We start from the raw sequence: 23,331 nt of genomic DNA, 5'->3' as shown, positions 1-23,331 counted from the left end.
CGATTCGGTTCCTGCCGGACGCGTGCGGAATTGCGGCGCGATTGTCAGCGGGCGTCGGCTGCGAGACGGGTGGAGTTGGGATGGACAACGAACAGAAGCTCCGGGACTACCTCAAGCTGGCCACGGCCGACCTGCGCCGCACCCGCCGGCGGGTGAGCGAGCTCGAGTCCGCCGCCCAGGAGCCGATCGCCGTCGTCGGGATGGCGTGCCGCTATCCCGGCGGTGTCCGCAGCCCGGAGGACCTGTGGCGGATGGTCGAGGCGGGGGAGGACGGCGTCACGCCGTTCCCCACCGACCGCGGCTGGGACACCGCCGCGCTCGCCGGCTCCCCGACGCGCTCGGGCGGGTTCCTGCACGACGCCCCCGACTTCGACGCCGAGTTCTTCGGGATCTCCCCGCGCGAGGCCGTCGCGATGGACCCGCAGCAGCGGGTCGTCCTGGAGTCCGCGTGGGAGGCGTTCGAGCGGTCCGGGATCGACCCGGTGTCGCTGCAGGGCACCCGCACCGGCGTGTTCGTCGGAGCGATGGCGCAGGACTACCGGGTCGGTCCGGCGGACGGTGCCGAGGGCTTCCAGCTCACCGGCAACACCGGCAGCGTCCTGTCGGGCCGCATCTCCTACACCTTCGGCACGGTCGGCCCGGCGGTCACGGTCGACACCGCGTGCTCGTCGTCGCTGGTGGCGGTGCACCTCGCCACCCAGGCCCTGCGGGGCGGGGAGTGCTCGCTGGCACTGGCCGGCGGCGTCACCGTGATGTCCGGGCCCGGCACGTTCATCGAGATGGGCCGCCAGGGTGGCCTGTCCGCCGACGGCCGCTGCCGGTCCTTCGGCGACACCGCCGACGGCACCGGCTGGGCCGAGGGCGTCGGCCTGCTCGTCCTGGAGCGGCTGTCCGACGCGCGCCGCAACGGGCACGAGGTGCTGGCCGTCGTCCGCGGCTCCGCGGTCAACCAGGACGGCGCGTCCAACGGGCTCACCGCCCCCAACGGACCGTCCCAGCAGCAGGTCATCGAGCAGGCGCTGGTCAACGCCCGGCTGTCGGCCGGTGACGTCGACGTCGTGGAGGCGCACGGCACCGGTACCACCCTCGGCGACCCGGTCGAGGCGCAGGCGCTGCTGGCCACCTACGGCCGGGACCGCGACGCCGAGCGCCCGCTGCTGCTCGGCTCGGTCAAGTCGAACATCAGCCACACCCAGGCCGCCGCCGGCGTCGCCGGGATGATCAAGATGGTGATGGCGATGCGGCACGGGGTGCTGCCCCGCACGCTGCTCGCCGAGGATCCCAGCCGGCACGTCGACTGGTCCCCGGACACCGTCCGCATCCTCACCGAGAACACCGACTGGCCGGTCACCGGCGCCCCGCGCCGCGCCGCGGTCTCGTCGTTCGGGATCAGCGGCACGAACGCGCACACCATCATCGAGCAGGCCCCCGCCCCCGGGACCGGTACCCCTGCCCCCGAGGACGACGGCCCGGCCGTCGGCGAGCCCGGCCCGACCGAGCCCGGCACCCTCCCGGTCCTGCTCTCCGGGCGCACCCCCGAGGCGCTGCACGCCCAGGCCGCCGCGCTCGGCGAGGCACTCGCCGCCGCCCCCGACACCCCGCTGACCGACGTCGCGTGGTCGCTGGCCACCACCCGGACCACGTTCGCCCACCGAGCCGTGCTGCTCGCCGCCGACCGCGACGCCCTCGCCGGTGGCCTCGACGCGCTGGCCGCAGGCGATCCGGCCGCGTCCCGGGACACGGTGACCGCCGAGGCCCGTGCGGAGAGCCGGCTCGCCGTGCTGTTCACCGGGCAGGGATCGCAGCGGATCGGCGCCGGGCGCGAGCTCGCCGCCCGCTTCCCGGTGTTCGCCGAGGCCCTGGACACCGTGCTCGCCGCGTTCGACCCGGAGCTGGGGCGCCCGCTGCGCGAGATCCTCCACGGCACCCCCGACGGCGGCACCCCCGACGGCGCCGAGGCGGCCGCCGCGCTGCTCGACGACACCGCGTACGCCCAGCCCGCGATCTTCGCGGTCGAGGTGGCGCTGTACCGGCTCGTCACCTCCCTCGGGGTCACCCCGGGCCACCTGCTCGGGCACTCGGTCGGCGAGATCGCCGCCGCGCACGTCGCCGGGGTGCTCTCGCTCGACGACGCCGCCACCCTGGTCGCCGCCCGCGGCCGCCTGATGGCGGCGCTGCCCACCGGCGGGGCAATGGTCGCCGTGCAGGCGACCGAGGCCGAGGTGGAGGCCCTGCTCGACGGGTACCGCGACCGGGTCTCGGTCGCCGCGGTCAACGGCCCGTCGGCGGTCGTGCTGTCCGGCGCCGAGGAGGCGGTCACCGCCGTCGCCGGGCTGCTCGCCGACCGGGGACGCCGGACCCGGCGGCTGCGGGTGAGCCACGCGTTCCACTCGCCGCTGATGGAACCGGTGCTCGAACGCTTCCGTGCCGTCGTCGAGGGCCTGGACCTGCAGGCACCGCTGATCCCGATCGTCTCCGACGTGACCGGCGAGCTCGCGACCGTCGCCCAGCTCACCTCGGCCGACTACTGGGTCGAGCACGTCCGCAGCGCCGTCCGGTTCGCCGACGGCGTCGACTGGCTCGTCCGCCACGACGTCACCGCGTTCCTCGAGCTCGGCCCGGACGGGCCGCTGTCGGCCATGACGCGCGACTGCCTCGACGCCGCGGACCGGGACGCCACCGGCTCCGTCGCCGTGCCCGTGCTGCGCGCCGGACGGCCCGAGGAGCACACCCTCACCGCGGCGCTGGCCGCCCTGCACGTCCACGGCACCACCGTCGACTGGGCGGCCTGGTTCGCCGGCACCGGCGCCCGTCGCACCGACCTGCCGACCTATGCGTTCCGGCGCCGCCGGTTCTGGCCCAAGGCCCTCCAGACCGGTGCCGCCGACCTGCGCTCGGCCGGGCTCGGCGCCGCCCGTCACCCGCTGCTGTCGGCGACGGTGTCGCTCGCCGACTCCGAGGGCGCGCTGCTCACCGGGCGGCTGTCGTGCCAGACCCACCCCTGGCTCGCCGACCACACCGTGCGCGGGACCCCCCTGCTGCCGGGGACCGCATTCCTGGAGCTGGCCGTGCGGGCCGGCGACGAGGTCGGCTGCGACCGGGTGGAGGAGCTGACCCTCGCCGCCCCGCTGGCCCTGCCCTACGAGGGCGGGGTCGCGGTCCAGCTGTGGGTCGGGGCCCCGGACGCCGGTGGCCGCCGCACCCTGACCGTCTACGCCCGGCCGGACACCGACGCCGACGCCGAGCACGACGTCCCCTGGACCCCGCACGCCACCGGCGTCCTCGCCGCGGGCGGCGCCGTCCCGGCGACCCCGGACGCGACCGAGTGGCCGCCCGCCGGGGCCGAGCCGCTCGGGGTCGAGGACCTCTACGACCGCCTGGCGCAGGCCGGCTTCGGCTACGGCCCCGCCTTCCGCGGCCTCACCGCGGCCTGGCGTCACGACGACGCCGTGCTCGCCGAGATCGTGCTGCCCGAGGCCGGCCGTACCGACGTCGACGCCTTCGGCCTGCACCCTGCCGCGCTCGACGCCGCACTGCACGCCGCAGGGTTCGTCGAGCTGGGCGAGCGCAGTCGCGGGGGCATGCCCTTCTCCTGGGAGGGCGTGACCCTGCACGCGAGCGGAGCGGGGACCCTGCGGGTGCGCCTGACCCCGGTCGCCGACGACGCGATCGCGCTCGCCGTCGCCGACGGGACCGGTGCACCGGTCGTCACCGTCGAGTCGCTGGTGCTGCGCGGGGTCGCCGACCACGCCCTCGACTCCGCCGGTGCCGTCGCCCGGGACGCGCTGTTCCGGCTCGACTGGACCCCCGTCACCCCGGCCGGGGAGACCCCCGCCAGCGTCGTGGTCGCCGGCGACGACGTGCTCGGCCTCGCCGCCCACCCGGGGCTCGGCGCCGCGGCGGACCTGGCCGCGCTCGTGAGCGCCGACGGTCCCGCCCCCGACGTCGTGCTGCTCGGGCTCGCCGGGGGGACGGGAGCCGCGCAGGCGCACCGCTGTGCCACCGACGCGCTCGCCGCCGTCCGTACCTGGCTCGACCACGCCGACCGCGTGGACGGCTCCCGCCTGGTCGTGGTGACCCGGGGCGCCACCACCGGTGACGACGTGGCCGCCGCGGCCGCGTGGGGACTGCTCCGTTCCGCCCGCTCGGAGAACCCCGGCCGGCTCGCGCTGCTCGACCTCGCCCCGGACGCCGACCCGGCCGACCTCCCGCTCACCGCGCTCACGGCCGACGAGCCCGAGCTCCTGCTGACCCGCGACGGTCTGCGGGCGGCCCGGCTGGTGCGCCGCCCCGCACTGCGTGAGGCCCTCGCCGCCCCGTCGTTCGGGGACGGCGCCGTGCTGGTCACCGGAGGGACCGGCGGTCTCGGCGCCGTCGTCGCCCGGCACCTGGTCACCACCCACGGCGTGACCGACCTGCTCCTGGTCGGGCGCCGCGGCCCGGCCGCCGACGGCGCGGCCGAGCTGGTCGACGAGCTCACCGCCGCCGGTGCCCGCACCCGGGTCGTCGCCTGCGACGTGAGCGACCCCGCGGCGGTGACCGAGCTGCTCGGCGCGCACCGGGTGACCGCGGTGGTGCACGCCGCCGGTGTCCTCGACGACGCGACCGTGGGGTCGCTGACCCCGCAGCGGCTCGCGACGGTGCTGCGCCCGAAGGTCGACGCCGCGTGGAACCTGCACACCGCGGCCGCGGCCCTGGAACTGGACCTCGACGCGTTCGTGCTGTTCTCCTCGGTCGCCGGGGTGTTCGGCAGCCCCGGTCAGGCGAACTACGCCGCGGGCAACGCGGCCCTCGACGCGCTCGCCGCGCACCGCCGGGCCGCCGGGCTGCCCGGCCTGTCGCTGGCCTGGGGCCCGTGGGAGCGGACCGGCGGGATGACCGGTGGCGTCTCCGACGAGGACATGGCACGGATGGCCCGCGCCGGGACCCCCGCCCTCACCGTGGAGCAGGGACTGGCCCTGTTCGACGCCGCGCTCGGCGCCACCGAGCCCGCCCTGGTGCCGGTCCGTCTCGACCTGCCCGCCCTGCGCGCGGGCGGCGACGTCCCGCCGCTGCTCCGGTCCCTGATCCGCACCCGGGCCCGGCGCACCGCCGCCACCGGCTCGGCGACCGCGGGCGGCCTCGCCCAGCGCCTGGCCCGCCTGGACGCCGAGGGGCGCGAGGAGCTGGTGCTCGACCTGGTCCGCAGCCAGGTAGCCCTGGTGCTCGGGCACGCCGGCGCGACCGACGTGGACGCCGGCCGCGCGTTCCGCGACCTCGGGTTCGACTCGCTGACCGCCGTCGAGCTGCGCAACCGGCTCGGTGCCGTCACCGGGCTGCGGCTGCCCGCCACGCTCGTGTTCGACCACCCGACGGTCCGGCACCTCGCGGCCCACGTCACCGACGAGCTGCTGGGCGCCGAGACCGAGGCCGTCCCGGCCGCCCGCGTCGCGGTGGACGTCGAGGACCCGATCGTCATCGTCGGCATGGCCTGCCGCTACCCGGGCGGGGTGTCCACGCCGGACGAGCTGTGGCGCCTGGTCACCGAGGGCACCGACGCGATCTCCGGTTTCCCGACCAACCGGAACTGGGACCTCGAGGCGCTGCACCACCCGGACCCGGACCACCCCGGCACCACCTACACCCGCTCCGGCGGGTTCCTGCACGAGGCGGGCGAGTTCGACCCGGCCTTCTTCGGGATGAGCCCGCGCGAGGCGCTGGCCACCGACTCGCAGCAGCGCCAGCTGCTGGAGACCTCGTGGGAGGCCGTCGAGCGGGCGGGCATCGACCCGTCGACGCTGCGCGGCACCGCGACCGGCGTGTTCGCCGGTGTCATGTACAGCGACTACAACGCCGTCCTGGCCGGGGGCCCGAGTTCGAGGGCTTCCAGGGGGTCGGCAGCTCGCCGAGCCTGGCCTCGGGCCGGGTCGCCTACACCCTCGGGCTGGAGGGGCCCGCGGTCACCGTCGACACCGCGTGCTCGTCCTCGCTGGTCGCGATGCACTGGGCGATGCAGGCGCTGCGGACCGGGGAGTGCTCGCTCGCGCTGGCCGGCGGTGTCACCGTCATGTCCACCCCGGCGGCGTTCGTCGACTTCGCCCGCCAGCGCGGCCTGTCCCCGGACGGGCGCTGCAAGGCCTTCTCCGACGACGCCGACGGCGTCGGCTGGTCCGAGGGCGTCGGCATGCTGGTGCTGGAGCGGCAGTCCGACGCGCTGCGCCACGGCCACGACATCCTGGCCGTGGTCCGCGGGTCCGCGGTCAACTCCGACGGCGCCTCCAACGGGATCACCGCCCCGAACGGGCCGTCCCAGCAGCGGGTGATCCGCCAGGCGCTGGCGAGCGCGGGGCTGTCCACCGACGACGTCGACGTCGTCGAGGCGCACGGCACCGGCACCTCGCTGGGCGACCCGATCGAGGCCCAGGCGCTGCTGGCCACCTACGGCCGGGACCGGGACACCGACCGGCCGTTGCACCTGGGTTCGCTGAAATCCAACATCGGGCACACCCAGGCCGCCGCGGGCGTCGCCGGTGTGATCAAGATGGTGCTGGCGATGCGGCACGGCGTGCTGCCCCGCACGCTGCACGCGGACACCCGTTCCTCGCACGTGGACTGGACCGAGGGCGCCGTCGCGCTGCTCACCGAGCAGACCGCGTGGCCGGAGACCGGCCGTCCGCGCCGGGCCGCGGTGTCGTCGTTCGGGATCAGCGGCACCAACGTCCACACGGTGCTGGAGCAGGGACCGGACCCCGCGCCCGCCCCCGACCCCGGTCCCGGGGCCACCCCGGCCGTGGTCCCGCTGCTGCTCTCGGGCCGCGGCCGCCCGGCGCTGCGCGCCCAGGCCGTCCGGCTGCTGGACCACCTGCGGGACCACCCGGGCGTCCGCACGGCCGACCTCGCCCACTCCCTCGCCACCACCCGCACCCGCTTCGACCAGCGCGCCGCGGTGCTGGCCGGTGACCGCGAGGACCTGCTCACCGCGCTCGGCGCGCTCGCCGCCGGGCGCCCGGACCCGCGCGTCGTGGAGGGGGAGGCGCCCGGGCGCGCCCGGACCGCGGTGCTGTTCACCGGCCAGGGCAGCCAGCGCGCCGCCATGGGCCGCGAGCTGTACGCCGCCCAGCCGGTGTTCGCCGCGGCGTTCGACGAGGTCTGCGCCGCGCTGGACCCGTGGCTGGAGCGCCCGCTGGCCGAGGTCGTGTTCGCCGACGAGGGCACCGCGGAGGCCGCGCTGCTCGACGACACCGGCTGGACCCAGCCCGCCCTGTTCGCGGTCGAGGTCGCGCTGCACCGGCTCGTCGAGAGCTGGGGCGTGCGGGCCGACCTCGTGGCCGGGCACTCGATCGGCGAGATCACCGCCGCGTACGTCGCCGGGGTGTTCACCCTGGCCGACGCCGCCCGGCTGGTCGCCGCCCGGGCACGGCTCATGCAGGCGCTGCCCACCGACGGCGCCATGATCGCGATCGCGGCCGGCGAGGACGAGGTCACCCCGCTGCTCGACGACGAGCGGCTGGCGATCGCCGCGGTGAACGCGCCGGGATCGGTGGTGGTCTCCGGCGACGCCGACGCCGCCGTAGCACTCGCCGCGACGTTCGCCGGGCAGGGCCGCCGGACCCGCACGCTGCGGGTCAGCCACGCCTTCCACTCCACGCACATGGACGGCATGCTCGAGGACTTCCGCGCCGTCGCGGAACAGCTCGACTACCACGCACCCCGGATCCCGGTGGTCTCCAACCTCACCGGCGCCCGGGCCACCGACACCGAGCTGTGCGAGCCCGGGTACTGGGTGCGGCACGTGCGCGAGGCGGTCCGGTTCGCCGACTGCGTGACCGCGCTGCACGCCCAGGGCGCGACCGTCCTGCTGGAGCTGGGCCCCGACGCGCCGCTCACCGCGATGGCCCGCGAGACCCTCGGGGACGGCGCCGACACCGCGCTGGTGCCCTTCCTACGCGCCGACCGGGGCGAGGAGCTCGCCGCCGCGACGGCGGCCGCCCGGCTGCAGGTCCACGGCGTCGACCTCGACCCCGCCGCGCTGCTGCACGGGACCGGTGCCCGCCGCACCGCGCTGCCGACCTACGCCTTCCAGCACGAGTTCTACTGGCCGCAGCTGCCCGCGGCCACCGCGTCCGGCGGTGCGGGCACCGACCCGGCCGACCGGCAGCTGTGGGCCGCCGTCGAACGTGGCGACGCCGCCGAGCTCGCCGGCATCCTCGGCCTCGACGCCGACGAGGTCGCCACGCCGCTGCTGCCCGCGCTGACGACCTGGCGGCGCGGCAACCGGGAGAAGGCCCGGCTCGACACCCTGCGCTACCGCGTCGAGTGGACGCGGCTGCGCCGCCCCGCCGCGCCGGTCCTCGACGGCACCTGGCTGCTGGTCGCCACCGGCGCCACCGCCGACACCCTCGGCGCGCACGGCGCCCGGGTCCGCAGGCTCGTCCTCGACGACGACTGCCCGGCCGACCGCGCCGCGGTCGCCGCGCGGCTGGCCGCGGGCACCGCCGACGGCGACCCCGCCGCCCACCTGCTGTCCCTGCTGCCGATCGACGAGCGCCCCGCTGCGGGCGCCGCCCCGCTGACCCGCGGCCTCGCCCTGACCGTCGCGCTCGTCCAGGCCCTCGCCGACGCCGACGCCGGTGACGGCACCGGGACGACCGCACGGCTGTGGACCGCGACCCGCGGCGCCGTCTCCACCGGTCCGGCCGACCCGCTCACCCGCCCGATGCAGGCCACCGCGTGGGGCCTGGGCCGCAGTGCCGCCCTGGAGCACCCGCGGGTGTGGGGCGGTCTGGTCGACCTCCCGGCCGAGCTGGACCCGCGCAGCGCCCAGCGCCTCGCGGGGGTGCTCGCCGACAAGGACACCCCCGACGGGGAGGACCAGGTCGCGTTGCGCGCCGCCGGTGTGTCCGGGCGCCGGCTCGTCCGGCACACCGTCGACGCGCTGCCGCCCGCCGCCGCGTTCACCGCGACCGGATCGGTCCTGGTCACCGGGGGTACTGGTGGGCTCGGAGCCGAGGTCGCCCGCTGGCTGGCCCGCTCCGGCGCAGCCCACCTGGTGCTCACCAGCCGTCGTGGCCCCGACGCTCCCGGTGCCGCCGAGCTGCGTGACGAGCTCACCGCGCTGGGCGCCTCGGTCGCGATCGAGGCCTGCGACGTGACCGACCGCGACGCGCTCGCCGCCGTGCTGGACGCCGTCCCCGCCGCCGCGCCGCTGACCGGCGTCGTGCACACCGCGGGCGTCGGCCACTACGACGCCCTCGACACCCTCGACGTGGACGGTGTCGCCGCCCGCGCGGCCGCCAAGATCGCCGGCGCCGCGCACCTCGACGACCTGCTGGCCGACCGCGAGCTCGACCTGTTCGTGCTGTTCGGCTCCGTCGCCGGGGTGTGGGGGAGCGGCGGGCAGAGTGCCTACGGCGCCGCCAACGCCTACCTCGACGCACTCGCCGCGCACCGCCGCGCCCGCGGCGCCACCGCCACCAGCATCGCCTGGGGCCCGTGGGCCGGGTCCGGCATGGCCACCGAGGAGTCCGTCGCCACGACCCTGCAACGGCAGGGACTCGGCCTGCTCGACCCCGGCCCGGCCATGGCCGAGTTGCGGCGCGCCGTCCTCGACGGCGACACCCAGGTCACCGTCGCCGACGTGGACTGGGACCGCTACGCGCCGCTGTTCACCTCGGCCCGGCCGAGCGCGTTGATCGCCGGCCTGGCGGACCTCGGGGAGCCGGAGCCCGACGCCGCGGCCACCGAGATCGTCACGAAGGTCCGTGCCCTCGACGAGCCCGCCGGGATGCGTCTGCTCACCGAGCTGGTCCGCGGAGCGGCCGCGGCCGTGCTGGGCCACGGCTCGGCCGAGGCCGTCACCGGGTCGCGGGCGTTCCGCGACCTCGGGTTCGACTCGCTGACCGGGGTCGAGCTGCGCAGCCGGCTCGGTGCCGCGACCGGTCTGACGCTGCCCAGCACCCTGGTGTTCGACCACCCGAGCCCGCTGGAGCTCGCCCGGCACCTGCGCGCCGAGATCCTGGGCACCGCGGCGGAGGTCACCGGCCCGGTCGCCGTCGGTGCCGCCGACGCCGAGCCGATCGCGATCATCGGCATGGCCTGCCGGTTCCCCGGCGGGGTCTCCTCGCCCGAGGCACTGTGGGACCTGGTCACCTCCGGCACCGACGCGATCACCGACTTCCCGACCGGCCGCGGCTGGGACACCGCCGCGCTGTTCGACCGCGACCCGGACCGGCCCGGGACCACGTACTCCACCCGGGGCGGGTTCCTGCACACCGCCGACGAGTTCGACCCGTCGTTCTTCGGCATCTCCCCGCGCGAGGCGCTGGTCATGGACCCCCAGCAGCGGTTGCTGCTGGAGACCACCTGGGAGTCCTTCGAGCGTGCCGGGATCCGTCCCGACACCGTGCGGGGCAGCCTGACCGGCACCTTCATCGGCTCCAGCTACCAGGAGTACGGCCTGGGTGCCGGTGACGGCGCCGAGGGCCACCTCGTCACCGGCACCAGCCCCAGCGTGCTGTCGGGCAGGCTGTCCTACGTGTTCGGGCTGGAGGGCCCGGCCGTCACCGTGGACACGGCGTGCTCGTCGTCGCTGGTGGCACTGCACCTGGCCTGCCAGTCGCTGCGCAACGGGGAGAGCACCCTCGGCGTCGCCGGCGGCGCCACCGTCATGACCACCCCCAACCCGTTCATCGCGTTCAGCCGCCAGCGCGCGCTGGCCCGCGACGGCCGCTGCAAGGCCTTCTCCGACGACGCCGACGGCATGACCCTCGCCGGGGGCGTGGGCATCGTGCTGGTCGAACGCCTCTCCGACGCCGAGCGCCACGGCCACCCGGTGCTCGCGGTGATCCGCGGCTCGGCCATCAACCAGGACGGTGCCTCCAACGGCCTCACCGCCCCGAACGGGCCCTCCCAGCAGCGGGTCATCCGCCAGGCACTGGCCAACGCCGGGCTGGCGCCGGGCGACGTCGACGCCGTCGAGGCGCACGGCACCGGCACCCCGCTGGGCGACCCGATCGAGGCCCAGGCCCTGCAGACCACCTACGGCCGCGACCGGGATCCGGCGCGTGCGCTGCTGCTGGGCTCAGTGAAGTCCAACATCGGGCACACCCAGTCCGCGGCGGGCGTCGCCTCGGTGATCAAGACGGTGATGGCGCTGCGGCACGGGGTGCTGCCCCGCACGCTGCACGCCGAGGAGCCGTCGTCGCACGTGGACTGGTCGGCGGGCAGCGTCGCGTTGCTCGCCGAGCAGACCGCGTGGCCGGAGACCGGCCGCCCGCGCCGGGCCGCGGTGTCGTCGTTCGGGATCAGCGGTACCAACGCCCACGCCGTGCTGGAGCAGGCGCCCGAGGCGTCCCCGGTGCCCGCGGCCGCCCCGTCCGGGCCCGCCGTGGAGACGGCCGCCGGTCCGGTCCTCCCGTGGGTGCTGGGTGCCCGCGGCGCCGCCGCGCTGCGTGGCCAGGCCGACCGGCTGCTCACCCACCTCGAGACGACCGACGCCCGCCCGGCCGACATCGGGTTCTCCCTGGTCAGCGCGCGGACGCCGTTCGAACACCGGGCCGTCGTCGTCACCGCCGACCCCGCCGAGCGGGAGGCCGGTCTGCGCGCGGTCGCCGCCGACGGCCCGTCCGGCGTCGTCGCCCGCGGTGTCGCCGACGTCGAGGGCCGCACCGTGTTCGTCTTCCCCGGGCAGGGATCGCAGTGGCTCGGGATGGGTGCGCGGCTGCTCGAGGAGTCCCCGGTGTTCGCCGACCGGGTCGCCGAGTGCGCCGAGGCACTGGCCGAGTTCACCGACTGGTCGCTCCTGGACGTGCTGCGCGGCGCCGAGGGGGCGCCGCCGGCCGACCGGGTCGACGTCGTCCAGCCGGCCAGCTTCGCCGTCATGGTCGCCCTCGCCGCGCTGTGGCGTGCGCACGGCGTCGAGCCGGACGCCGTCGTCGGCCACTCGCAGGGCGAGATCGCGGCCGCGGTCGTGTCCGGGGCGCTGTCGCTGCGCGACGGGGCCCGGGTGGTCGCGCTGCGCAGCCGGGCGATCGGCCGGACCCTGGCCGGGCGTGGCGGCATGATGTCGGTCGCCCTGCCGGTCGACGAGGTCGCCGGCCGGCTCGAGGGCTACCCGGGCCGGGTGTCGGTGGCCGCGGTCAACGGGCCCCGCTCGGTGGTCGTCTCCGGCGAGCCGCCTGCACTCGACGAGCTCGGCGCGGTGCTCGCGGGCGAGGGGGTCCGGGTCCGCCGGATCGCGGTGGACTACGCCTCGCACTCCCACCAGGTCGAGGAGCTGCGCGCGGAGATCCTGGAGACCCTCGCGGGCCTGTCCCCGCAGCCCTCCCGGGTGCCGCTGTACTCCACGCTGACCGGCGAGCTGCTGGACACCTCCACGATGGACGCCTCGTACTGGTACGAGAACCTGCGCAACCGGGTCCGGTTCGCCGACGCGGTCGGGGCGCTCACCGCGACCGGCCACCGGGTGTTCGTCGAGTCGGCCGCGCACCCGGTGCTGTCCCCGGCCGTCCAGGACGCGCTCGACGACGCCGGCATCACCGGTGTCGCGGGCGGCACGCTGCGCCGCGAGCAGGGCGGCTACGACCGGTTCCTGCTGTCCGCGGCCCAGCTGCACGTGCGGGGCCTCGACGTCGGCTGGCCGGTCCTGTTCGACGCCGCCGCCGCGGGCCGGGTCGACCTGCCCACCTACCCGTTCCAGCACGAGCGGTTCTGGAGCACCCGCACCGCGCCCGCCGCCGCCCCGGACGCCGGCGCCGTGGACGCCGAGTTCTGGGACGCCGTCGAGCAGGCCGACCTGCCCGCCCTGACCGCCGCGCTCGGCACCGACGAGGACGCGGTCGCCGCGATCCTGCCCGGCCTGTCCGCCTGGCGCCGCTCCCGCGCCGACCGGGCCGACGTCGACACCTGGCGCTACCGTGTGGAGTGGGCCGCGACCCCGCAGCCGCCCCGCACCGGCCCCACCGGCACCTGGCTGGTGGTCACCGCCGCCGGCACCGACCCGGCCGACGTCGTCGGCGTCCTGGAGCGCCACGGCGCCGCGACCCGGCCCCTCGTGCTCGACGCGAGCACCGACCGGGACGACACCGACCGGGAGATCCTGCGCGCCCGGATCGCGGACGCCACCGCCGACGGGGACATCGCCGGTGTGGTCTCGCTGCTCGCCGCCGCCGAGGACGACGACCCCCGCCACCCGGGGCTCACCTGCGGCCTCGCGCTGTCGGTGACCCTCGTCCAGGCCCTCGGCGACGCCGGCGTCGACGCCGGGCTGTGGCACCTCACCCGTGGCGCGGCCACCGCCGCGCCCGTCGACACCGTGACCCGGCCGCTGCAGAGCCAGGTCGCCGCGCTCGGCTGGACCGCCGCCGTCGAGCAGCCGCACCGCCGGGGCGGCACCGTCGACCTGCCGGAGGTCCTCGACGCCCGGACCGGGGACCGGCTGGCCGCCGTCCTGGCCGGGCGGCTCGGTGACGAGGACCAGCTCGCGGTCCGCCCGCGCGGCGCATCGTCCGCGCCGGTCGTGGCGGCCGGGCCCCCGCGCGGCGCTGGAGCCCGCGGGGCACCACGCTGGTCACCGGCGGGTCCGGCACCCTGGCCCCCGACCTGGCCCGCAGGCTGGCCGCCGACGGTGCGGAGCACGTCGTGCTGCTGTCCCGCCGCGGCCCCGACGCCCCCGGTGCGGCCGTGCTGGTCGCCGAGCTGGCCGAGGCGGGCACCGAGGCCGAGGTCGTGGCCTGCGACATCACCGACCGGGACGCGGTCGCGGCCCTGCTGGCGCGGCTGGCAGCGCAGGGGCGCACGGTCGGCACCGTCCTGCACACCGCGGCGGTGATCGGGCTGGCCGCGATCGCCGACACCACCCTCGACGAGTTCGCCGAGGTCGTGCACGCCAAGGTGACCGGTGCCCGGATCCTCGACGAGCTGCTCGACGACCCGGCCACCGACCTCGTGCTGTACTCCTCGACGGCCGGCATGTGGGGCAGCGGTGTGCACGCCGCCTACGCCGCCGGGAACGCGTTCCTGTCCGCGCTGGCCGAGCAGCGCCGCGCGCGCGGGCTGCGCGCCACCTCGGTGCACTGGGGCAAGTGGCCCGCCGCCGACCCCGAGCGCACCGCGGCCGACCCGCACCGGATCCGGCGCAGCGGCCTGGAGTACCTGGACCCGCAGCGGGCGCTGACCGGGCTGCGCTGCGTGCTCGACGACGACGAGACCGTCGTCGGCCTGATGGACGTCGACTGGGACGTCTACCACGACGTGTTCACCGCGGGCCGGGTCTCGCACCTGTTCGACGCGATCCCGGAGGTCCGGGCCCGGCTCACCCGCGGCGCCGCTCCGGCCGCGGGTCCGCGCGGGGCCCTCGCCGACCGCCTGGCGCCGCTGTCGGCGGCCGAGCGGACCCGGCTGCTGGTCACGCTGGTCCGCACCGAGGCCGCCGCCGTCCTCGGGCACGCCTCCGCCGACGCCTTCGGGGAGCGCCGTGCCTTCCGCGACGCCGGGTTCGACTCGGTGACCGCGGTCGACCTGCGCAACCGGCTCGCCGCCGCGACCGGTCTGGTGCTGCCCTCCACCCTGGTCTTCGACCACCCGAGCCCCGCCGCGCTCGCCGGCCGTCTCCAGGAGCTCGCGCTCGGCTCCACCGGCGCGGCGCCGCAGCCGGCGGCCGGTCCGGCCACCGACGACGACCCGATCGCGGTGATCGGGATGAGCTGCCGCTACCCGGGAGGCGCCGACACCCCCGAGGCGCTGCTGCAGCTCGCGCTCGACGGGGTCGACGCGATCACCGGCTTCCCCACCGGCCGCGGCTGGGACGCGGCCGCGCTGCACGACCCCGACCCGGACCGGCACGGGCGCACCTACTCCGTGCAGGGCGGATTCCTGCACGACGTGGCCGACTTCGACGCCGGGTTCTTCGGGATCTCCCCGCGCGAGGCCGTCGCGATGGACCCGCAGCAGCGGATCCTGCTGGAGACCTCCTGGGAGGCCTTCGAGCGGGCCGGGATCGACCCCACCTCGCTGCGCGGCACCAGCACGGGCACCTTCGTGGGCGCCACCTACCAGGACTACGCGACGACCGTCGCGCACGCCGCGGGGGACACCGAGACCCACATGGTGACCGGCACCGCCGCCAGCGTCCTGTCCGGCCGGGTGGCCTACCTGCTGGGCCTGGAGGGTCCCGCGGTCACCCTGGACACGGCGTGCTCGTCGTCGCTGGTCGCGATGCACCTGGCCTGCCGCTCGCTGCGCAGCGGGGAGAGCTCGCTCGCCCTGGCCGGCGGCGCCGCGGTGATGGCGACCCCGCAGGCCTTCGTCGGGTTCAGCCGGCAGCGGGCACTGGCCGCGGACGGCCGCTGCAAGCCCTTCTCCGACGCCGCCGACGGGATGACCCTGGCCGAGGGGGTCGGCGTCGTCCTGCTGGAGCGGCTGTCCGACGCCCGCCGCAACGGGCACCCGGTGCTCGGCGTGATCCGCGGATCGGCGATCAACTCCGACGGCGCCTCCAACGGGATGACCGCCCCCAACGGGCCGTCCCAGCAGCGGGTGATCCGCCGGGCGCTGGCCGACGCGGGGCTCACCGCGGCCGACGTCGACGTCGTCGAGGCGCACGGCACCGGTACCGCGCTCGGCGACCCGATCGAGGCCCAGGCGCTGCTGGCCACCTACGGCGGCGACCGGACCGAGCCGCTGCGGCTGGGCTCGGTGAAGTCCGCGATCGGGCACACCCAGGCCGCCGCCGGCGTCGCCGGGGTGATCACCATGCTCGCGGCGATGCGCGCCGGCGAGCTGCCCGGCATCCAGCACCTCGACGCGCCGTCGAGCCACGTCGACTGGTCCACCGGGGCCGTCGAGCTGCTCACCGCGCGGACCGCGTGGCCGGAGACCGGCCGTCCCCGCCGGGCCGGGGTGTCGTCGTTCGGCATCAGCGGGACCAACGCCCACGTCGTGCTGGAACAGGCTGCCCCCGCCGAGGTGGACGAGCCGGCCGACCACACGCACGGACCGGTCCCGTGGCCGGTCACCGCCCGCTCGGCCGACGCGCTGCGCGCCCAGGCCGGCCGGCTGCGCGACGCCGTGGCCCGCGACCCGCAGGACCCGGCCCGGACCGGGCACGCCCTGGCCACCACCCGCGCCGTGTTCGACCACCGCGCGGTCGTCGTGGGGGAGACCCCCGAGGAGCTCTCCCGCGGGCTGGCCGCGCTGGCCGACGGCACGTCGGCGGCCGGACTGGTCACCGGCACCGCGGCCGAGGACCCCGCCGGCCCGGTGTTCGTGTTCCCCGGACAGGGCGCCCAGTGGTGGGGGATGGGGCGCGAGCTGCTCGCGACCTCGCCGCCGTTCCGCACCGCGGTCGACGACTGCGCCGCCGCGCTGGCCCCGCACGTCGACTGGTCGCTGCACGAGGTCCTCACCGGCGACGGCGATCCGGCGCTGCTGGAGCGCGTGGACGTGGTCCAGCCCGCGCTGTTCGCGATGATGGTCGGCCTCGCCGCGGTCTGGCGCGCACACGGCGTGGAGCCGGGCGCGGTCGTCGGGCACTCGCAGGGCGAGATCGCGGCCGCCCACGTGGCGGGCGCGCTCGACCTCGACGACGCGGCCCGGGTGGTGGCGCTGCGCAGCCGCGCGCTGCCCCGGCTGTCCGGGCGCGGCGGGATGGTGTCGGTCTCGGCACCGGTCGACCGGGTCACCGAGCTCCTCGCCCCCTGGGGCGGCGCGCTGTCGGTCGCCGCGGTCAACGGGCCGTCGTCGGTCGTGGTCTCCGGTGACGCGGACGCGCTCGACGCGCTGCTCCCCGCCTGCGAGTCCGCCGGGGTGCGGGCCCGCCGGGTCTCGGTGGACTATGCCTCGCACGGCCCGCACGTCGAGGCCGTGCGCGACGAGCTCGCCGAGGTCCTCGCCGCCGTCACCCCACGCACCCCGACGGTGCCGTTCTACTCCACCGTCACCGGGGGGCGCCTCGACACCGCCGAGGACGGTGGCCTCGACGGCACCTACTGGTACACCAACCTGCGCAACACCGTCCGGATGCAGGACGCGACCGAGGCGCTCCTCGCGGCCGGGCACCGGATCTTCGTGGAGGTCAGCCCGCACCCGGTGCTGGCGGGGCCGATCCAGGAGACCCAGGAGGCGGCCGACCCCGACGGCACCGCCGCCGCGGTCGTGCTGGGCACGCTGCGCCGCGACGAGGGCGGCGCCGCCCGGGTGCTGACCTCGCTGGCCGAGGCCTACGTGCACGGCGCCACCGTCGACTGGACCACCACCCTGCCCGACGCCGGCGGCGGCCACCGCGAACTCCCGACCTACGCGTTCCGGCGCCGCAGCTACTGGCCCGAGCCGAAGGCGGACCCGTCGGGCGCCGCCGACGACGCCGCGTTCTGGGCACTGGTCGACGGGCAGGACCCGGCGGCGTTCGCGGATGCGCTCGGCCTGCCCGGCGGCGCACTCGACACCGTGCTGCCCGCGCTGTCGGCGTGGCGCACCGGGTCCCGCGCCCGCACCCGGGCCAACGACCTGCGCCACCGGGTCGACTGGGCGCCGGTCCCCGAGCCCGCCGCGGCCCCGCCCGCCGGGCGGGTACTGGTCGTCGAGCACGACGCGACCGGCGCCGCCGACGACGGGCTGCTCGCGGCGTTCGGACCCGGCGCCGTCCCGGTCACCGACCCCGGGACCGGACGCTCCGGGTGGGCCGCCGAGCTGGCCCGGCACGCCGCCGAGGGCCCCGTCGCCGCGGTCGTGGTCCTCCCGGACCCGACGGGACGGCCGCACCCGGAGCACCCGGGCGTCCCCGGCGCGCTGGCCCGGACCCTCGCGCTGGTCCAGGCGCTCGGCGACGCCGCCGTCACGGCGCCGCTGTGGTGCCTGACCCGCAGCGCCGTCGGCACCGCGCCCGGTGACCCCGTCACCGATCCCGAGCAGGGCACCCTCTGGGGCCTGGGCCGGGTCGTCGCGCTCGAGCACCCCGACCGGTGGGGTGGGCTGATCGACCTGCCGGCCACCCCCGACCCCCGGACCGCCGCCCGGGTCGCCGGGCTGGTCACCGGGGCCGGCACCGAGGACCAGCTGGCGGTCCGGCCGCACGGGGTCCTCGCCCGACGGCTCGCGCACGCGGCCCCGGCCGCGCCGCGCCCCGGGTACGGCGGCTGCGACCGCGGCACCGTGCTGGTGACCGGCGGGACCGGCGGCATCGGCGGGCGGACCGCGGTGTGGGCCGCCGGCCGCGGTGCCGAGCACCTGCTGCTGACCAGCCGCCGCGGTGAGGACGCCCCCGGCGCGGCCGCGCTGCGCAGCGAACTGGAGGCGCTCGGCGCCCGGGTCACGATCGCCGCCTGCGACGCCGCCGACCGCGACGCCCTCGCCGCCCTGCTCGACGGGCTGCCCGCGGACCTGCCGCTGACCGCGGTCGTGCACTCGGCCGGCGTCGCGGCCGGGGACGCGCCCGTCGCGGACCTGACCGTGGACCGGCTCGACGCGTTGCTGCGGTCCAAGCTGACCGCGGCCCGGAACCTGCACGAGCTCACCCGTGGGACCGAGCTCGACGCGTTCGTGCTGTACAGCTCCGGGGCGGCGGTCTGGGGCAGCGGCGGCCAGCCGGGCTACGCCGCGGCCAACGCCTACCTCGACGCCCTCGCCGCGTACCGCCGCGGGCTCGGGCTCCCGGCGACCTCGGTCGCCCGGGGCACGTTCGGCGAGGTCGGCATGGCCACCGACCCGCAGGTGCACGAGCGGCTGCACCGCCAGGGCGTCCCGGCGATGGCTCCGGCCGACGCACTGGCCGCGCTGGAGCTGACCCTGGGCGAGGGGGACACCGCGGTGGCGGTGACCCGCATGGACTGGGAGGTCTTCGCACCGAGCTTCACCGCGCTGCGCCCCAGCCCGCTGCTGGGCACGGTGCCCGAGGCCGTCGCCGCGCTCGCCGACGGGCCGGCCACGGTCCCCGGCGACACCGCCGCGAGCACGGCCGTCCCGCCGCTGCGCGGGCGCCTGGAGGCGTTGCCGACCGCGGAGCGGGCCCGGGCGCTGGTCGAGGCGGTCCGCGGCGAGGCGGCGGCCACCCTCGGCCACGACGGCGCCGACGCGATCCCCGCCGGGCGCGCGTTCCGCGACGTCGGGTTCGACTCGGTGACCGCGGTGGAGCTGCGCAACCGGCTGCGCGCCGGGCTCGGGCTGCCGCTGCCCGCGGCGCTCGTCTTCGACCACCCGACACCCACCGACCTGGCCCGCCACCTGGGGACGCTGCTGTTCGGCGACACCTCCGGCGAGCAGGCCACCACCCGGACCGACGACCCCGACGCCCACATCCGCGAGCTCCTCGCCGCCGTCCCGATCGGACGGCTGCGGCGGGCGGGCCTGCTGGACATGGTGCTGGGCCTCGCCGATGCCGAGCCCGGTGCCGCCGACGCCCCCGACCCCGACGCGGGCCGGGCGGACGACGGCACGGAGTCCCTCGACGACATGGACGCCGAAGCGCTGCTGCGGCTCGTCACCGAGAACTCGGCGAACTGACCTCGGCGAACTGAACGACACGCAGGAGACAACGATGAGCACGTCGGACCAGAAGTACGTCGAGGCACTCCGGTCGTCCCTCAAGGAGGTCGAGCGGCTCCGCCGGCAGAACGAGCAGCTGGTCGCCGCCGCGTCCGAGCCGGTCGCGGTCGTCGGCATCGGCTGCCGCTTCCCCGGTGGCGTCGCCTCGCCGGAGGACCTGTGGGACGTCGTCGCGCACGGCCGCGACGTCCTCGGGCCGTTCCCGACCGACCGCGGCTGGGACCTCGACGCGCTCGCCGGTGACGGCGCGGGCGGCAGCCTGGCCCAGGTCGGCGGCTTCGTCGACGACGTCGCCGGCTTCGACCCCGGCTTCTTCGGGATCTCCCCGCGCGAGGCCGTCGCGATGGACCCGCAGCAGCGGATCCTGCTGGAGATCACCTGGGAGGCGCTGGAGCGGGCCGGGATCGACCCGACGTCGCTGCGCGGCACCGACACCGGTGTCTTCGTCGGCACCACCGGTCAGGACTACGGCGAGGTGATCCGCGCCTCCGACGAGGACGTGGCGGTCTACTCGACCACCGGGCACGCCGCGAGCGTCATCTCCGGGCGGCTGTCCTACACCCTGGGTGCCGAGGGCCCGGCGGTCACCGTGGACACCGGCTGCTCGTCGTCGCTGGTCGCCATGCACCAGGCGGTGCAGGCGCTGCGGGCCGGGGAGTGCTCGACGGCGCTGGCCGGTGGCGCGTCGGTGATGGCCACCCCCGGCCCGTTCGTCGCCTTCACCGCCCAGAGCGGGCTGGCCGCCGACGGCCGCTGCAAGCCCTTCGCCGAGGGCGCCGACGGCACCGGCTGGGCCGAGGGCGCCGGGATGCTCGTGCTGATGCGGCTCTCCGACGCCCGCCGGCAGGGCCGCGAGGTCCTGGCGGTCCTGCGCGGGTCCGCGATCAACCAGGACGGCGCCTCCAACGGCCTGACCGCCCCCAACGGCCCGTCCCAGCAGCGGGTGATCCGGGCCGCGCTGGAGAGCGCGCGGCTGGGCTCCGGCGACGTCGACGCCGTCGAGGCGCACGGCACCGGCACCACCCTGGGCGACCCGATCGAGGCCCAGGCGCTGCTCGCGACCTACGGTGCGGACCGCGACCACCCGCTGCTGCTCGGCTCGGTGAAGTCCAACATGGGCCACACCCAGGCCGCGTCGGGCGTCGCCGGCGTCATCAAGATGATCATGGCGTTGCGGCACGGGGTGCTGCCCCGCAGCCTGCACGCCGAGCGCCCCTCGGCCGACGTCGACTGGACCGCGGGCGCGGTGGCGCTGCTCGACGGTGCCGTCGACTGGCCGGAGACCGGCCGCCCGCGCCGGGCCGGGGTCTCCTCGTTCGGGATCAGCGGCACCAACGCGCACGTCATCCTGGAGCAGGCCCCGCACACCGAGGAGCCCGCGACCGCCGCCGCGCTGCCGGTCCCCGCGGTGGTGCCGTGGCCGCTGTCCGCCCGCACCGCCACCGCTCTGGACACCCTGCGCGCCCGGCTCACCGACTCGGCCACCGGGCTGCGCCCGCTCGACGTCGGCGCCGCACTGGCCACCGGGCGCGCGACCTTCGAGCACCGCGCCGTGCTGCTCGGCTCCGGGGACGAGGTCACCGACATCGCCCGCGGCGTCGCGGGGGAGGGCCTGACGGCGCTGCTGTTCTCCGGGCAGGGCTCCCAGCGCCTGGGTGCCGGCCGCGAGCTGCACGCCCGCTTCCCGGTGTTCGCCGAGGCGTTCGACGAGACCGCCGCGCTGCTCGACGCGGCGTTGCCCGACACCGGCGTCACCCTGCGCGAGGTCCTGTGGGGCACCGACGCCGAGGCTCTCGACGACACCGGCCGGGCGCAGCCCGCACTGTTCGCGATCGAGGTCGCCCTCCACCGCCTGGTCACCTCGCTGGGCGTGGTCCCGGACCTCGTCGGCGGGCACTCGATCGGCGAGATCGCGGCCGCGCACGTCGCGGGCGTCCTGTCCCTCGACGACGCCGTCACGCTCGTCGCCGCCCGCGCCCGGCTGATGGCCGCGCTGCCGCGCGGTGGCGCGATGCTGGCCGTGGGCGCGACCGAGGACGAGGTCGTACCCCTGCTCACCGCCGGGGTCTCGCTCGCCGCGGTCAACGGTCCGTCGTCGGTCGTGGTGGCCGGGGACACCGACGGGATCGCCGCAGTCGAGGAGCACGCCCGCGCCCAGGGGTGGCGCACCTCCCGGCTGCGGGTCAGCCACGCGTTCCACTCGCCGCTGATGGACCCGATGCTCGACGAGTTCCGGGCCGTCGCCGCCGGTCTGACCTACCACGAGCCCCGGATCCCGGTCGTCTCCAACCTGACCGGCTCGGTCGCCGAGGTCTCCGACATCTGCTCCGCGGACTACTGGGTGCGCCACGTCCGCGGCACCGTCCGCTTCGCCGACGGTGTCGCCGCCCTGACCGCGCGCGGCGTCACCACGCTGGTCGAGCTCGGCCCGGACGGCGTGCTCTGCGGCATGGCGCAGGAGTCGCTGCCCGAGGGCGCCGTCGCCGTGCCGCTGCTGCGCCGCGACCGCGCCGAGGAGCTGTCGCTGGTCACCGGTCTCGCCAGGGCCCACGTCCGCGGCACGACCGTGGACTGGGCCCGGCTGTTCGACGGCACCGGCCCGTCCCGGGTCGACCTGCCCACCTACCCGTTCGAGCACACCCGCTACTGGCCCGCGCCGGCGCGGGGCGCCGCCGACGTCACCGCGGCCGGGCTCACCACCGCCGACCACCCGCTGCTCGGCGCCGCCGTCGAGCTCGCCGGCGACGACGGCGTGCTGTTCACCAGCAGGCTGTCGGTCCGCACCCACCCGTGGCTGGCCGACCACGGCGTGCAGGGCCGCGCGCTGCTGCCCGGCACCGCGTTCGTCGAGCTGGCGGTGCGCGCCGGTGACGAGGTCGGCTGCACCCGCGTGGAGGAGCTGACCCTGGCCGCGCCGCTGGTGCTCCCCGAGCGCGGCGGCGTGCGGGTGCAGGTCCGGGTCGGTCCTGCGGACACCCGTGGCCGGCGCACCCTCGGAGTGTTCTCCCGGCCGGAGGACGCCGACGGTCTGCCCTGGTCGCAGCACGCCACCGGTGTGCTCGGCTCGGGGGCACTCGCCCCCGCCGGCGACGGGTTCGACGCCACCGTCTGGCCGCCCGCGGGCGCCGAGCCGGTCGATCTCGAGGGCTGCTACGAGCGGCTCGCCGGGATCGGCTTCGACTACGGGCCCTCCTTCCGGGGCCTGCGCGCGGCCTGGCGCCGTGACGGCGAGGTCTTCGCCGAGGTCACGCTGCCCGCCGGCGCCGGGACCGACACCACCGGGTTCGGCCTGCACCCCGCCCTGCTCGACGCCGCCCAGCACGCCGCCGCCTACGGTGACCTGGGCGCGATCAGCCGGGGTGGCCTGCCCTTCACCTGGGAGGGCGTGCAGCTGTTCGCCGCGGGTGCCGGCACCGTCCGCGCCCGGATCGCGGCCGTGGGCGAGGACACCGTCACGATCTCGGTCCACGACGCCGCGGGCGGGCCGGTGCTGACGGCGGAGTCGCTCGTCTCGCGCGAGGTCCCGGCCGACACCGGCGCCGACCGCTACGACGCCGCCCTGTTCCGCCAGGACTGGGTCCCGCTGGGCGAGCACGCGGGCCCGCCGCCGTCGGCGGTCGCCGTCGTCGGCGCCGGGACCGGCGGCCCCGGCCCGGTCGGCACGGCCGCGCTGCGCGCCGCCGGCATCCCCGTGCGCACCCACCCCGACCTCGCCGCGCTGGCCGCCGCGGGCGAGCCGGTCCCCGAGCTCGTGCTGGCCGGGGCCGCGTCCTGCGGCGGGACCGTCGCCGACGCCACCCACACCGTCGCCGCCGC

1 protein-coding gene and 2 pseudogenes (1 of these 3 running past the window's edge) are annotated in these 23,331 nt (G+C 77.2%); all 3 read left to right on the top strand.

The genetic code is table 11. The features are described from left to right. Positions 1-41 precede the first annotated feature (41 nt). Positions 42-12,808 (top strand): annotated as a pseudogene (locus KPF47_RS41065) (type I polyketide synthase); the annotation flags it as partial. 671 nt (positions 12,809-13,479) lie between these two features. Further along, positions 13,480-19,473: a type I polyketide synthase gene (locus KPF47_RS23585; RefSeq protein WP_224391310.1), complete on the top strand. Its 5,994-nt coding sequence runs from the start codon at positions 13,480-13,482 to the stop codon at positions 19,471-19,473. Continuing rightward, positions 19,358-23,331 (top strand): annotated as a pseudogene (locus tag KPF47_RS23580) (SDR family NAD(P)-dependent oxidoreductase) (its annotated part continues 7,990 nt past the right edge of the window); the annotation flags it as partial. The gene KPF47_RS23585 and the pseudogene KPF47_RS23580, both read left to right, overlap by 116 nt.

The sequence above is a fragment of the Pseudonocardia sp. ICBG1293 genome (assembly GCF_020131355.1).
GTDB lineage: Bacteria > Actinomycetota > Actinomycetes > Mycobacteriales > Pseudonocardiaceae > Pseudonocardia.
This window is presented reverse-complemented; position numbering and strand designations above follow the sequence as displayed.